At 48.1% G+C, this 14,694-nt stretch carries 12 protein-coding genes; 5 read left to right on the top strand and 7 right to left on the bottom strand.

What is annotated here, in order from left to right; translation table 11 throughout:
* Positions 1–37 precede the first annotated feature (37 nt).
* Complete coding sequence (locus tag GJR95_RS12660; protein ID WP_162386212.1) at positions 38–1,438, top strand: PQQ-dependent sugar dehydrogenase; 1,401 nt, start codon at positions 38–40, stop codon at positions 1,436–1,438.
* A gap of 233 nt (positions 1,439–1,671) precedes the next feature.
* Here GJR95_RS12660 and GJR95_RS12665 read toward each other — a convergent pair whose 3' ends face one another.
* Positions 1,672–3,516 carry a glycoside hydrolase family 9 protein gene (locus tag GJR95_RS12665; protein WP_162386213.1) on the bottom strand — a complete coding sequence of 615 codons (1,845 nt, stop codon included), beginning with the start codon at positions 3,514–3,516 and terminating at the stop codon, positions 1,672–1,674.
* Between the two features lie 40 nt (positions 3,517–3,556).
* On the bottom strand, positions 3,557–4,345 hold the full coding sequence (locus GJR95_RS12670; RefSeq protein WP_162386214.1) for a ThuA domain-containing protein: 789 nt from the start codon (positions 4,343–4,345) through the stop codon (positions 3,557–3,559).
* A gap of 186 nt (positions 4,346–4,531) precedes the next feature.
* Here GJR95_RS12670 and GJR95_RS12675 point away from each other — a divergent pair, with 186 nt between their 5' ends.
* The gene (locus GJR95_RS12675) at positions 4,532–5,572 is read left to right on the top strand and encodes an endonuclease/exonuclease/phosphatase family protein (RefSeq protein WP_162386215.1); all 1,041 of its coding nucleotides are present in this window, start codon (positions 4,532–4,534) and stop codon (positions 5,570–5,572) included.
* Between the two features lie 27 nt (positions 5,573–5,599).
* Here the strand turns inward: GJR95_RS12675 and GJR95_RS12680 are convergent, their stop codons facing one another.
* The 3 genes from GJR95_RS12680 to GJR95_RS12690 all read right to left on the bottom strand — a co-directional run bounded on the left by GJR95_RS12680 (position 5,600) and on the right by GJR95_RS12690 (position 8,722).
* Positions 5,600–6,412: an MIP/aquaporin family protein gene (locus GJR95_RS12680; RefSeq protein ID WP_162386216.1), complete on the bottom strand. Its 813-nt coding sequence runs from the start codon at positions 6,410–6,412 to the stop codon at positions 5,600–5,602.
* A gap of 171 nt (positions 6,413–6,583) precedes the next feature.
* Complete coding sequence (locus GJR95_RS12685; RefSeq protein ID WP_162386217.1) at positions 6,584–7,534, bottom strand: alpha/beta hydrolase; 951 nt, start codon at positions 7,532–7,534, stop codon at positions 6,584–6,586.
* Between the two features lie 189 nt (positions 7,535–7,723).
* On the bottom strand, positions 7,724–8,722 hold the full coding sequence (locus GJR95_RS12690; RefSeq protein WP_162386218.1) for a type I glyceraldehyde-3-phosphate dehydrogenase: 999 nt from the start codon (positions 8,720–8,722) through the stop codon (positions 7,724–7,726).
* A gap of 261 nt (positions 8,723–8,983) precedes the next feature.
* Between GJR95_RS12690 and GJR95_RS12695 the strand changes: the two genes are divergently transcribed.
* A complete protein-coding gene (locus GJR95_RS12695) occupies positions 8,984–9,589 on the top strand; it encodes a 2,3-bisphosphoglycerate-dependent phosphoglycerate mutase (protein WP_162386219.1) in 606 nt (201 codons plus the stop codon).
* Between the two features lie 141 nt (positions 9,590–9,730).
* Positions 9,731–11,347: a catalase gene (locus GJR95_RS12700; RefSeq protein ID WP_162386220.1), complete on the top strand. Its 1,617-nt coding sequence runs from the start codon at positions 9,731–9,733 to the stop codon at positions 11,345–11,347.
* Between the two features lie 118 nt (positions 11,348–11,465).
* Here the strand turns inward: GJR95_RS12700 and GJR95_RS12705 are convergent, their stop codons facing one another.
* The gene (locus GJR95_RS12705; RefSeq protein WP_232541169.1) at positions 11,466–12,053 is read right to left on the bottom strand and encodes a Uma2 family endonuclease; all 588 of its coding nucleotides are present in this window, start codon (positions 12,051–12,053) and stop codon (positions 11,466–11,468) included.
* Positions 12,054–12,258: 205 nt separating this feature from the next.
* Between GJR95_RS12705 and GJR95_RS12710 the strand changes: the two genes are divergently transcribed.
* Positions 12,259–13,599 carry a Gfo/Idh/MocA family protein gene (locus tag GJR95_RS12710; protein WP_162386221.1) on the top strand — a complete coding sequence of 447 codons (1,341 nt, stop codon included), beginning with the start codon at positions 12,259–12,261 and terminating at the stop codon, positions 13,597–13,599.
* Positions 13,600–13,660: 61 nt separating this feature from the next.
* Here GJR95_RS12710 and GJR95_RS12715 read toward each other — a convergent pair whose 3' ends face one another.
* Positions 13,661–14,626: a Kelch repeat-containing protein gene (locus GJR95_RS12715; RefSeq protein WP_162386222.1), complete on the bottom strand. Its 966-nt coding sequence runs from the start codon at positions 14,624–14,626 to the stop codon at positions 13,661–13,663.
* Positions 14,627–14,694 lie beyond the last annotated feature (68 nt).

The raw sequence follows: 14,694 nt of genomic DNA on the forward strand, positions 1-14,694 counted from the left end.
CGCATCCCACGCTTCACCCCTAAAACAACCTGTCTGTATGCTACGCTATACCATTGGTGCTGCCTTTGCGGTCGTGTTCTGTCTGAGCAGTTTTCTTATCGACCAAAAACCAGTCGTTAAAACCGCCCGAGAGAATTATCAGACTTATTGCTCTTCGTGTCATGGCGAAAAAGTGGAAGCTTTTGTGGATCGGAAGTGGAAACATGGTACGGGAAAAGCCGAACTCATGACGAGTATTTCGGGAGGATACCCTGACCTGGGAATGCCGACCTGGAAAGCTACGTTGAATGAAAAAGAAATCGGCGACCTCGCTGACCTGATTCTGGAAAGCCTGAAAAACGTTGACCAGTATAAATTTGCCAGCAAACCGACGTCAAACGTTTTTTCATCGGAAGGCCAGACCGTTAAGCTCGATACGATTGCGAAGGATTTAGGCTCTCCGTGGGGGCTGGCATTCTTACCCGAAGGCGACATGCTGGTGAGCACTCGCTCCGGCGATATTTACCGGGTTAGTCAGAACCAGCAAAAGACCAAAATTTCAGGTGGCCCAACGGTTTTGGCCGAAGGGCAGGGTGGCCTTCTCGACGTTGTATTGCATCCTGATTTTGCCAAAAATCAGCTTGTGTATTTTTCGTATTCTGCGGTCAAGAATGAAGGCGATCAGAAGCTTTCTACGACGGCCGTCATGCGCGCCAAATTAGCAGGCAACACGCTGACCGATCAAAAGGTCATCTTTGAAGCGATGCCCTACTCGAAAACCCGTCACCACTACGGCTCGCGGATGGCTTTCGATAACAAAGGTTATCTGTTTGTATCGGTGGGAGAGCGAGGCAATGAAAAGGAAAACCCACAATCAATCGCCAACGATCTGGGTAAAGTTCACCGCTTATACGACGATGGCCGAATTCCGGAAGATAACCCGTTTGTAAAGGACAAAAACGCTCGCGGCTCCATTTATTCCTACGGGCACCGCAACCCACAGGGCATGCTCAAACATCCGGTTACGGGCGAAATCTGGACGAATGAGCACGGCCCGCGCGGGGGCGATGAATTGAACATCGTTAAAAAGGGAGCTAACTATGGCTGGCCGATTATTTGCTACGGCATCAACTACGATGGCAAACCCATCACTAACCTTACGGCGAAAGAAGGTATGGAACAGCCACTTACTTATTGGCTACCGTCTATTGCACCATCCGGTTTGGCCTTCGTCGACAGCCCTAAATACCCCGGCTGGAAAGGCAATCTATTGATTGGATCCCTTCGGTTCCAGTACCTGAATCGTTGTGTGATGGAGGGTAACAAAGTTGTTAAGCAGGAAAACCTGCTGAAGAACGTCGGTCGCCTTCGCAACATCAAACAGGGTCCAGATGGTTATCTGTATGTATCAGTCGAAGATCCGGGCTATATATTCAGGTTGCAACCCGTAAATCAGTAAACCTGAAAGCACAAAAACGCCGGGCAGAAATGTCCGGCGTTTTTGCTTTTTATGATAGTGAAACAGTTGTAACTCCATTTGTAAACACGGAGGCCACGGCAAAGGATTTCGGCTCCGTTTTCTAATTTTACAGGACTTTCGCAAAAAGCCGTGCCACGGTAATCTATCGGGCTAAATCAAACCGTGGCACGGCTTTTTGCGAAAGTCCTGTTTTATTTCACGCAGCCGTTCGTTCACTCTTCCTTAACCGCTACTGCCATCAGATACCAGGCAGCATGAGGCAACCATTGTTCAGCCCATCGCCAGTCGGCATCTTTACCGGTCATCTTATACGCGAGGTTAAAATCGATGTCATCTTCGTCTGTAAAACCGGACGTAATGCCGTTTACAATGCCGCCGGGTGCATTGGTATATTCGAATGTACCAAAGAACCCATAGGCTGGATTGTTGTGGCCAACCCCCTGCACCATGCAGGCATTGTATGGATTAAGTCCTAATATCCAGTTCAGTTGATCGAGCGAAAAACTTTCCAGTTGATTACGAAATAGCTTATCGTCGGTGAATAGGGTAGCTGCCAGGCGGGCCGCGGTTGCCATCGAACCGAGCCGGGCATTTTCGCCCTGCCACCAGGGAGAGGCTTCACTGCCATGCGGAAAGAAAAACGTTGTGCGTCGGTTTCCGAGCGTATCCTGCACCAACTGCCTGCTATAGCCAAATGGATTATTTACTTCCTGAGTCACGGCCATTTCATAAGCCATTGACCGTTTTATGACTCGTTTGATCGCTTTTTGGACATCGGTCGAAGCCAGCGGATAGTAATAGACCAGACTAACCACTGGTAAACCCGCATCGGATGGATGAAAGAAAGGCCGGTCCTGATCGTCGGCCCGCCAGTAATCCCTGTAGTTTTTCCAGGACGCAAGTCGGTTTAGTAATTGGCCTGCCCGTTTATCAGCCGCTTTCCTGTAAACGTCTTTTTTTGTGGCCTTATACAATTCCGTTGCTGCGGTCAGCGCACAGTAATCATCGACAATATTTTCCTTACCGTCGTTGGTCATCGCCACATTTTCTTTCTCCAGAAAAGCAAATGCGGTTTCGGCTGCTTTTAAATAATCCGTTGGGCTATAGTCGCCCGTCATGTCGATGTCGTAAGTCGATGCCATCGCCAACGCAGCAATGGCAACTCCCCCACCCGACCGATAACTAACCTGATAGCTACGCCAGTTGGTTTCGTCGGCGGTGGTCGTCAGTGTCTGGTCTTTGGTTTGCTTGATGCGGTAAGCTTTGTCTTCGGCCTGAATAACCCGGTCTTTAGCCAGTTTACCGGGACCGGGCGCTTTCACCGATCGATAAAAGGAACCATTTTTTGCCTGCACCCGAACCAGATAATCGGCTCCATACATGGCTTCGTCCAACAACCGACGGACATACTGACGAAAGTCGGTTCCCGATCGATTCGTTAATTGCCCGTGTGTTTTCAATAGACTCCAGACAGTCAGTGAAATTTGCTGGGGATTAAAATAGGACGAGAACGTAAGATGGGAAAGATGTTTTCCGTAATCGCCCGACGCATCATACCAACCGCCGTGAACATCGAGGGTATCGGCAGGTCTCCCAGCCAGTATCAAGTGGTGATCAGCTTTGTCCAGTAGTCCTGAACTGCGCTGTCCTTTAAAATAATAAATCACATCGGACAGCGTAAACTGCTCCAGAACGTTCCGCCCGATCGCGAACGGATACGACGCAATGGTTTTCCCCGCCGTTGTAATCTGCACCTGATAGCTACCTTCCGTTGAATAGGGCGAAAAATCGATGGTCCAGAATCGCCAGTTTTTCCATTTGTTTACCGGACCACTGAATACCGGTTTCCCCGAATAAACGACTTTACCGGTTCCCGTATTGATGAGCTGAAAATTCGAAATGGTAAGCTGTCGATCAGCAACAACAATCGCTTTCTTTGCTTTACTGCCCTCATAACCAACCTGATTGGCAAGCACCTTAACGGATTGTGCACTCAGTGTCTGAGAAGCATACAGTAAGCAAAGAAAAAATCCCGCCCTGATTAATTGTCCCGGCATTTGTCTGTGTATCGTTTGGTTCCGAAAAGAATCTCTTCACTTATTTTCCGACACCCCAGAATATAGCATTTCTGAAAATAGTCGTGAAGGCATCGTTCCTGAACAAATCGGGATGATGCCCCATAAAAACGTATACATTCCGCGCCTTCACGTGCTCATTTGACCACACAACCGGGTGATCGCCCCCCATTTTTATCTCCGAATCGGGCGAATAACTCGATTCATCAACGGTTGCCAGCACGTTGACATTCGGGCGGGGACTTTTGTTGTACGTATACCATTCCTCTTTTTGCACCTCAAACGTGGCCGGTACGCCTTTCATGCAAGGATGGTTTTTAGCTTCGACCTGTACGGTTGCTTTGGCAAACCTGGCGATGTAATTTTTATACCGGATGCCGCCCATAAACTCCGAAAACCAGGGCCACATCGGGTAACCGTCGAACTCGCCCAGCAACGTAGCGTGGTGAAACCCAACCCAGCCTCCTTTGCCCTGCGTGATGTAGTTCCGGAAGGCTTCCCTGGCCGTATCGCTCCACATATATGGGGGATAATTTAACTGAATAAACAGCTGATAATTAGCCAGAAATGCATCATTGACAGGTTCTGCGTTTTCGATGTAATCAATTGTAAAGTTGTTTTCGTCGGCCAGCTGTTTTAACCAGACTTTAGCCGCAGCCACAAAAGGCGCATGGATGCCACCAGCTTCGGTCATGGCCAGGACCCGAAACTGTGGTTTCGAGGTTTGTCCAAAGGTTATCGATTCCGAACAGATAATCAGAAGAGTAAATAGACAGCTGGTGACAAGTCGCCCGATGGACCGTTTTTTCATACTTGTTTTTAGGCGTGTGCCAGATCGTAAAGCGGCCAATGAGCCTTTTTTAGCTATATTTGAGAAGTAACCAACACGTTTAAGATCAACCGACGGATAAAACTACTCGTTGATAACGACGAGAAACCCGACCAACCAGGCTATTCGTTAGTCAAAAACCGGTGTCGGGTATGATAGCTTTACTCTATGCTTGCCTCGACTTCATCTGCCACATACCGATCTCGTTTACCCAAAAAACTCGTTAACGCGCACTGGCTCAATCGCTGGTTAGCGGTTTTGTCCATTAGCCTTTTTGCCAGTTCACTGGCGGGTCGGTTTCTGGGGCGTTTCTATTTTTTTGAACTGTTCAGCCATTTTACCATTCAATACCAATGGGTATCGTATGGCTTCATTGGCCTATGGCTACTCTACTGGCTTATCTATTGGAAAGAAGTAAAGCCAGTCCTATCAGTTCTGGCAATTGCATCACTGGTCAGTACGGCTTACCTGAACCAAACCTCCTGGATACCGGGCGATTACGATACAGCAATTCCATCAGCAAAGGGCAATGTCCGGGTGGTTCATGCCAATGTTCTCTACTCGCGCGACGAATATGCGACTACAGTAGCCATGCTCAAACAGCAACGTTCTGACCTGTACGTATTGCAGGAGATGACGCCCGATAAAATTCGTTTAGTGACGACGCAGGTAGCAGCCGAATTTCCCTACTGGTTTGCCTGCCCGTCGAAGCAGCAGGTTTGGACGCTGGTTGGAAGTCGCACTGCCTTCCAGATCGATTTGCCGCTTGCCCGCAAACGCCACATTATTTCGCTGACGACCCAGGTGCGAGGTCAGGCGATAGGGCTGGTTACAGTCCATCCACATACACCGGTAATTCCCAGCTGGTTTCGTGAACGGAATGCGCAACTGGCTTTTGCTGCCCATAAAACCCGGTATAACGCAAGGCCAACGGTCCTGATTGGCGACTTTAACATTAGTCCGTTTTCGCCTATTTACGAAGAGTTGTTCAAGCCTGATGCGGGCCGTATGAAAACGGGCCAGAAAGGGATGTTGACAGCTGCCCGGCAAATCAAAACGCAACCTACATGGCCAAGCTTTTTACCGCCAATGATGATCCCGATCGATCATGCGTTTGTGAACAGCGGTTTCACTCCACTATCATTTCGAACCCTCGATCAGGCTGGTTCTGATCATCGCGCGATTGTGGTCGATCTAAAATTACGATAGCGCATAGGAAGTATATTTACCTGTAAATCAAGAACTTATTCCAACCGGAGCCGTTTCTTTGAATAGGTTATCGGTTGTTTTTAAACAGTTAGGGGTATAACTGTTGTGGTAACTAACCCGAGCCGCTTCAAGATGGTAATAATGGTGTAACCGGAGCAACCGGAATACAGACACTACCGCAATGACACCCGTCAAAGGAGCCAGCCAGTATAGCCAGTAATCAGTAAAGTACTGACTAACGATGGCAGGCCCAAAACTACGCGCCGGATTCGTACTACATCCGGAAAAAGGAGCCTCGGCCCAAACCATAAATCCGTATAGAAAAGGGATCGTATAAGGCGTATAATTCCGAAGTTTTTTATTGCCAACAAACAGGAACAGAAGAATAATCAGGCAGGCCGTGGTCAACGCTTCGCCAATAAATGCCACTTGTATGCCTGCATCACCGGGCAACGTAATTCCATAGCGTATGCTTTGGCCTTGTTGCTCCCAAAATAACAACGGCAGACTGCCAATGATGGCCCCAATTAACTGGCTACAGACGTAGCCAATCATGATACGGGTTTTCATTTTACCCCGAAGCCAGAAAGCTATACTTACGGCCGGATTGATGTGTGCTCCGCTGATTTTACCGACTGGCGACAGTGTTATCAGGCAACCCGTTAAACCAAACAGAAAACCGGTTATGACCCGACGTAACGATTCTGAGGGTACGAGCGTTGCCATGACAGATCCTGTTCCCCAGTTGAAAATAACAACACTCAACCCGATAAAAAGCAAGAGAGCGGTCCCTACCAATTCGGCGCCGAAAAGCGCTGTATTAGAACGAGTTGATGCCATAAGGGTTGTATCTGATCAAAATACAAAGATCGGCAAGCCCTGGCACAAATTGATTTAGTACAATTTAAATTAGTTGTATCTATCTAATAGATAATTAAATAAAAACAATTATTTCCCTACATTTCTAACTATATCACAAATAAATCGTGTGTCTTACTAAGGCAGCCTAAGCTATTTGCCAATGGTTTGTAAAAAATGCTGAGTATCTCGAATCCACGCTTGTTTGTATTGTTTTAAAAAATTTTCATGTCCGGCAAGCGGATACGTTATCAGCTCCTTTTTGCCGGTTAGATTTTTATAAATGGCATCAATTTCCTGCCTGCTTACATTCTTATCCTGTTCGCCGTAAAGTAGTAGTGTTGGGCATTTTACGCGCGTTGCATAGTCGGTTGGGTTATGCCCGAACGCCCAAAAGTCATTCTGAAAACCTCCCCAAAAAACCAGCAGTCCGGCCATTGGAAACGAAGGAACTTTCATAACCGTAAACCTTGCACAAGTCGTTTGATACATTGACCCAAAGGGGCATTCAAGTATGATTCCCTTTGGACTAAGTGGGTAATCATAAAGTGCCTTCAAAATCGCAACGGCTCCCTGCGATGTTCCAAATAAATAAATGCGTTTCTCTCCATTCCTGACCAAATAATCAAATGCAGTTTTTACTTCCTCGGCTTCTTTAAATCCAATGGTTGTTTGATTCCCCTCAGACTCGCCACTTCCCATAAAGTCCACCAAAAAAGTATTGTATCCCTGTTTTATAAACTCATCCGACTTATCAAGCATTCTTGATTTATCACCAGCATAGCCATGGAATAAAATTATAGTCCCTTTCGCGCTATCGGCCTTTATATGCCAGCATCCGATTGCCTTGTTGCTTTGAAGCTTTACGGTTTCAAACGGCTGTGTTGGCTTCATTTTATTTTTTGGCCTTGGATTATTTATGCCAAAAAGCAACGGTTCTATTTTATCGATCACCGAGAGTTTGTCCGGGCTTTCCGTGATTTTACCTTCAGTATCAGCGAAATGTGTAAACTTGTAGGCGTGAAAAAAGGCAACAATATTCACCAAAATGAAGCCAAAGGCTAATGCCCAAAGTGTACGTCTTTTTGATTTCTGTCTGTTCATTTGCTAATAGCCAAGTATCAGATTTTTTTAAATATATAAAATTTATAATTATACATACTTTTCCTGGATTTAACAGATAGTATCAACAGTTTCATTGCTCTACGCTAAACAAAAAAATCAGGGTCCGGATAGATCATATTATGAAAATATAGCCTATTCGAATCCTGATTCCAATTAATCTAAATTACTCTATTTCGACGCTAAATGAGCGGCTACTTCAGCTAAACGAGTGGCATAACCCCATTCGTTATCGTACCAGGCCGCAACGGATAACAGGTCACCCTGTTTGGCCGTCAAAGGCAGGTCAATAATCGATGAGTGTGGATCAGCCACAATTCGGTTCGATGCCCATTCGCCTTCGAGTACATCCATGACACCATTGAGCGGACCTTCAGCGGCCGCTTTCCGGAATGCCTCGTTTACTTCCTCAACCGAGCAGTCTTTTTCGGTCAGCAGGTTCAATTCGGCGATACTGCCTGTCCGAACCGGTACGCGATAGGCTTTACCCGTGATTTGCAAATCTGGCCAGATGAATTTCAGTGCCTTGGCCGCACCCGACGAAGACGGAATTACGTTCTCAGCCGCTGCCCACGAATCGCGCCGGTCTTTCATTGGCTGGTCGGTCAGCGACTGGGTATTGGTATAGGCATGAACCGTGGAGAACAGGCCCGATTTGATGCCAAAATTATCTTTAATAACCTTTACAACAGCCGCCAGCGCATTGGTTGTACAACTGGCCATGCTGATGATTTTGTGTTTTTCCGGATCGAATGTTTCCAGGTTAATACCCTTCAGCAATACGGCATCACAATCGTCCAGCGTTTTACTGGCCGCACTGATCAGGACACGTTTAGCACCCCGGTCGATGTGAGCCTGCGCTATCGAGCGAACTGTCGCCCGCCCTGTACAGTCAATTACCAGATCGACGCCCATAGCGCCCCAATCTGGAATTTCTTTTGCCGAATTGTAATAGGGGATGTCACGATCGCCAATTTTCAGATGGCCTTCTGTTCCACTAACAGGCTCATGCCAGCGACCGTAGTTGGTATCTACAGAAAAAAGGGCTGCCAGTGTAGATTCATCTTTGATGTCGGCGATAGCGACAGGCGTAAAGAGGTTATCGCGCAGAGCGATTCGGAGAGCTGTACGACCAATCCGGCCGAAACCAAACAAAGCAATTTTGCTCATAATAATTGGTTGGTATGTGAAGGAAAAATCGCCGGTTAGTAACGGCAACCGACGCACCATTAATTGAGATTAGCTCAATTTGACAACACACTAAATCAGGTGGCGGTTTCAAAAAAATCAGTTTTCGCAGGGCGTCCCTACAGATTTAGTTGGCAAGGAGAAGTAAGAAGCCATTAGAATCACTTTAGCCGGGAACCAATCCTTTGGCAAACACTTTGTGACTCAAACGAGTACTAGTAAACAGGACCATTCGCCCACCTCATGCCTTTATTTGTCATCGTCCGACACGGACAATCGCAGTGGAATCTGGAAAACCGATTCACGGGTAATGTAGACACGCCCCTGACTGATCTTGGTCGGCATGAAGCCCGAGAAGCAGGAATCCTGCTAAAAGACGATCGGTTCGGCATTGGATTTACATCCGAATTGCAGCGAGCTATTGAAACGATGGCTATTATCCTGCAGGAAACCGGACAGACCGACCTCCCCATCCAACGCAATGCAGCCCTCAACGAACGCATGTACGGCGATTTACAGGGTATGAATAAAGACGAAGCCGAACAACGTTTCGGCGCAGAACAGGTGTTCCGCTGGCGACGTGGTTTCACAGACCGACCCCCTAATGGCGAAAACCTGGCCGATACCTACAACCGCGTCATTCCGTATTTTGAATCGACTATTCTTCCTTGCCTGCAAGCCGGAAAGAATGTGCTCGTTGCCGCCCACGGCAACAGTCTGAGGACATTGGTTATGAAACTGGAAGCGATCAGTCCCGAAGACATTGAGAAAGTTGAACTAGCCACGGGTATTCCGCGCCAATACAATTTCGACCCGACGACTGGTTCATTTGACCTGTTACCCAAATAGCAAAAATCAACTTTTGGCCTGCCAGCTTCCCGATGGCATAGCCCGTTCAGGATGCTGTCTTCGTACATTAAATTTCCGTGACTGCTTAAACACCCTGCAAAGTCTGGTGGTTAACTAGATACTACGTTTAATCTTTTCACTATGGAAACGAAAAACCAGAATGGCAATGGTCATCCGGCAAATGGCCAGTCAGAAAAGGACAATGCCAATACGGATGATCAAACGCTAACAACCCGGCAAGGCCACCCCATTAGCGACAATCAGAACACGCGCACGGTTGGGAGCCGCGGGCCAACGACGCTGGAGAATTATCAGTTTCTGGAAAAAATTACCCATTTCGACCGGGAGCGGATTCCGGAGCGGGTTGTTCATGCCCGTGGTGCAGGTGCACATGGGTATTTTGAAGCCTATAGTCTGGTGGGAAACGAACCCATTGCGAAATATACCCGGGCGAAATTGTTCCAGCAAAAAGGTAAACAGACACCCGTATTTGTGCGATTCTCGTCAGTCATTCACGGTGGCCATTCTCCCGAAACACTACGCGACCCACGGGGTTTTGCAACCAAATTTTACACGGAAGATGGCAACTGGGATTTAGTCGGAAATAATCTGAAAGTGTTTTTTATTCGGGATGCGATGAAATTTCCGGATTTGGTTCACGCTTTCAAACCCGACCCGGTAACGAATCGGCAGGATGGCGAGCGTATTTTCGACTTCATTAGCAATACGCCGGAAGCCATGCATATGATTACGTTTCTGTTCTCGCCCTGGGGTATTCCGGCCACTTACCGGCAAATGCAGGGATCAGGGGTCAACACCTACAAATGGGTCAATGACGCAGGCGAAGGGGTTCTGGTAAAATACCACTGGGAACCGAAACAGGGGATCAAAAACCTGACCCAGGACCAGGCAGAGCAGATTCAGGGCAAGAATTTCAACCACTCGACGCAGGATCTGTATGAAGCTATTGAGCGGGGTGAATTTCCGGAATGGGAATTCTGCGTACAGATCATGAGCGACGACGACCATCCCGAGCTCGATTTCGACCCCTTAGATGATACCAAACTCTGGCCAACTGACCAATTTCCATTTTTACCCATTGGCCGGATGGTGCTAAATCGTAATCCCGAAAACTATTTCGCAGAGGTAGAGCAGGCAGCATTCGGGACAGGGGTACTCGTTGACGGTCTGGATTTTTCAGACGATAAAATGCTTCAGGGGCGGACACTATCGTACTCCGACACGCAACGGTATCGCGTTGGCGCCAACTACCTGCAACTCCCGATCAACGCACCGAAAAAACGAGTGGCAACCAACCAGCGCGATGGACAGATGGCGTATGTCGTAGACACCGCGCCGGGACAAAATCCACATGTCAATTACGAGCCATCATCACTGGGCGGCTTGAAAGAATCGACAAAACCCGGTCCCGACCACACGCCTTACGTTGCCGGGAATCTGGTTCGGCAAAAAATTGAGCGTACCAACGATTTTAAACAGGCGGGCGAACGGTATCGGTCGTTTGAAGACTGGGAACGCGACGATCTGATCAATAACCTGGTTGGGGCGTTGAAACCGGCCCATAAAGTCGTTCAGGATAAGATGATTGAGTTGTTCACGAAATGCGACGAGGATTACGGGCGTCGGGTAGCAGAAGGCATTCGACAGGATAATACCGGCCATGCTACACCGAATGAAACGCAGGCAGAAGGAGTCCGTCAGGCAGCTGAAGAATCGCAGTCGGCTCAACCGTATTAATTTACGGCTTGCAGGTCCGCACTACAAAGGTTTTCCGGTTTAGCGGGCTTTCGGTCATGTCATAAAAAATGCCCCGACTGATATCAGTCGGGGCATTTTTTATAGGTTGAGTAAGAAACTATAATTCCAGAATATCAGCCAAAACCGTCTCAAAGCCCGGCAACACATCCTCGCCATAAAGTGTACTGGCAAAAGGAATCACGCTGACTTCCTGACCTGATTGGTAACGATACGTCTGCTGTTCACGGGTTGACACTAACCACGCCAACCGAACCCACTTTTCCATTTTACTCTTCAGGTCATTAATGTTGTCAGAATCAGATTGCAATTCCAGGACAAAATCAGGAGCCAGGTATGGAAATGATTTTTTTTCATCGAGACTTAGCGCATCCCAACGATCTTTACGAATCCAGGCTACATCCGGCGCTTTCAAGGATTTATCTTTCAGAAAAAATCCACCATTCGAGTCTATGACTTTCCCGGCTTTGGCCTTTCGGTTCCAAATGACAAATTCGCCAATTAACTCGCTATTATTTGAACTGGTTAGAAGGTGGGTGAGAGACAAAGTCATAAACAATGTGCCATTCTCGTCACGCTCAACATTCAACTCTGGATTAGCAAGGCAAAACCGGACCAGTTCGTCATCAGAGAATTGTTCGATTTGAGGTATGGGCGAAGGTGATTGCATAGCCCAAAAAAGTGACATAACAAACAAAGACAATAAATTATTCAATCGCCAATCAGCAAGCTGAATCAAAGCTAACTGTAGCAATGTGGGCCATTTTTTATAGATCTCCGATCCATCACGTTTGCCTCTTAGCTCAAAACTTACAGTGAATCGTAAAGAAAAAATGATTCGCTGACTTATGGTAGTATTCCTGACTAACTCCTGGCTCTTACTCCCTTTTTTCATGACTACGACGCGCCGACAATTTCTACAAAACTCTACTCAGCTGGCTGTTACTACGGGCTTGACCACCTTGCTTCCGAATGAGCTGACGGCAACTGATCAGCAACGAAAGTTCTCAGCTGCCGACACCGTATCGATTGGCTTGATTGGCTGTAACAACATGGGCTGGGCCGACCTGACATCGATGCTCAAACATCAGGGTGTACGTTGTATCGCGCTCTGTGACGTTGATCAGAATGTGCTCAATAAACGAGCGACCGAGCTGGAAAAACGACCCGCAGCAGCGGGTCAGAAGGTTACGCTCTATTCTGATTTCCGAAAGCTCCTGGAAAACAAAGACATCGACGCGGTTATCGTCGGAACACCCGACCACTGGCACTGTCTGCCAACGGTTTATGCCTGTCAGGCGGGGAAAGACGTGTATGTGGAAAAGCCATTAGCCAATAGTATTGAGGAATGTGATCTGATGGTGGCAGCCGCGCGAAAACACAAGCGCATTGTGCAGGTTGGGCAATGGCAGCGAAGTGGTGAACATTGGAAAGCAGCTCTCGACTTTGTCAGGTCTGGCCAGATTGGCAAAATCAGGTCGGTAAAAACCTGGGCTTTCATGCCCTATGGCAAAACCTTTCCGGTAGTTGCCAACGAGCCCGTTCCGGCAGGTGTCGACTATGCGATGTGGCTGGGTCCGGCACCCCAACATCCTTTCAACCGCAACCGTTTCCATGGAACTTTCCGTTATTTCTGGGATTATGCTGGTGGCCTGATGACCGATTGGGGCGCTCACATGATCGATATTGCGTTATGGGGAATGCAGGTCACTACGCCTAAATCAGTGATGGCGATGGGTGGCCGATTTGGCTTTCCGGATCACGATGGCGAAACACCCGACACCATGCAGGTCCTTTATGATTATGATAATTTCTCCCTGTCATGGGAACAATCACTCGGTACCGGGCGCGGCCCCTACGACCGCGATCACGGAGTGGCTTTTATTGGTAATCTGGGGACAGTAGTTATTGATCGGGGCAAGTGGGAGGTGCTGCCGGAGGTTGAAGCGGGCAAGTACCTCACGCCCGCTATGCCCGCGCGGTTCGGCGATGGCAAAGACCTCGACAGACACACACTTAACTTTGTTGAGTGCATTCGAAGCCGTCAGCAGCCCAACTGCCCGGTCGATGTGGGGCGTAACGTAGCGGTGCATGCGCAGTTAGGCAACATGGCCCATCGGCTGGGACAACAATTATTCTGGGACGATGCGACAGCCACTGTTACCAGCAATCCTAAAGCAAATGAACTGGTAAAAGCGCACTACCGCAATTCATGGCAATTGCCGACCGTTTAAGTTAACTAACAGTTTCACTGGCACCAGGAGAACATTTTCCTAATGCCAGTGGGGCAAATTCTTATTTCAGGACTTCAACCGTATTCAGTTCAGGTCCTCCACCGTGATTGGCCGAACCGGCAACAATATAAATTTTCCCGTCGTACACAACTGCCTGAGTACCATGACGACCCTGCTTCATTTTTGGGCCGGATGTCCAGCGATTGGTTTTGGGATCGAGTGCTTCGGCCTCGTTGTGGGCCAGTAGCTGTGTTGTTTCACCGCCAATTACCCAAACTTTTCCACCCTGCGTAACCGCTGTGCTACCGGCCCGTTGCGTTGGAATGTTGGATGTGGCTGGCAACGTTTCCCAGCGATTGGTCTTGAAATCATACACATCGACCTCCGCGATAGTCGTTTCAAGTACTTTATTAATACGAGCCGTCGAATTTCGGCCACCCGCCAGATACATTTTGTCGCCGACTACAGCGGCTGAAATGTGATCGCGGGTGCGGGGAGCATCGGCCAGTCGTTTCCAGGTATTGGTTTTCGGGTCATATTCATCCAGCCAGGCAACATGACCGTCCCAATGGCCATCGATGATCCCGCAGCTCAGGTAAATTTTGTCTTTGTAAACCACGACGCCTGCCGAACCGCGCAGCCGCTCTTTTGGGATTTCTGGTCCTTTGCGCCATTCGCCCTTTTTAGGGCTGTAGATATAAATGTTCGGAATGGGCGTTTCGTGCGGGTATTTCCCCTCAAAAGCACACATTACATAAACTTCGCCGTTGTAATTGATTGCCTGAAAATGATTCATCTCAACCGGCGGAGTCGGTAAACGTTTCCAGATCAATGTTTTCAGATTGAGTGCTTCCAGCGGTTTTATACCTCGTCCGCCAATGGCATACAGGCTGTCGCCAACCAAAGCGGCTGCGTTTTCATGACGGGTTTCGCACGTATTTTTCGGGGTAACCGGTTGCCAGGACTGGGCATGAGCAGAAAGTCCACCGATCAGTAGACCAAGTGTATAAAGACAAGAACGATTCATCAGGTTTGACGTAAAGGAAGATTGAGAAACTGGTTAAATCCGGTACACCTATTTTTTCTTATCAGGTC

It is taken from the genome of Spirosoma endbachense, from assembly GCF_010233585.1.
Classification (GTDB): Bacteria; Bacteroidota; Bacteroidia; order Cytophagales; family Spirosomataceae; genus Spirosoma; species Spirosoma endbachense.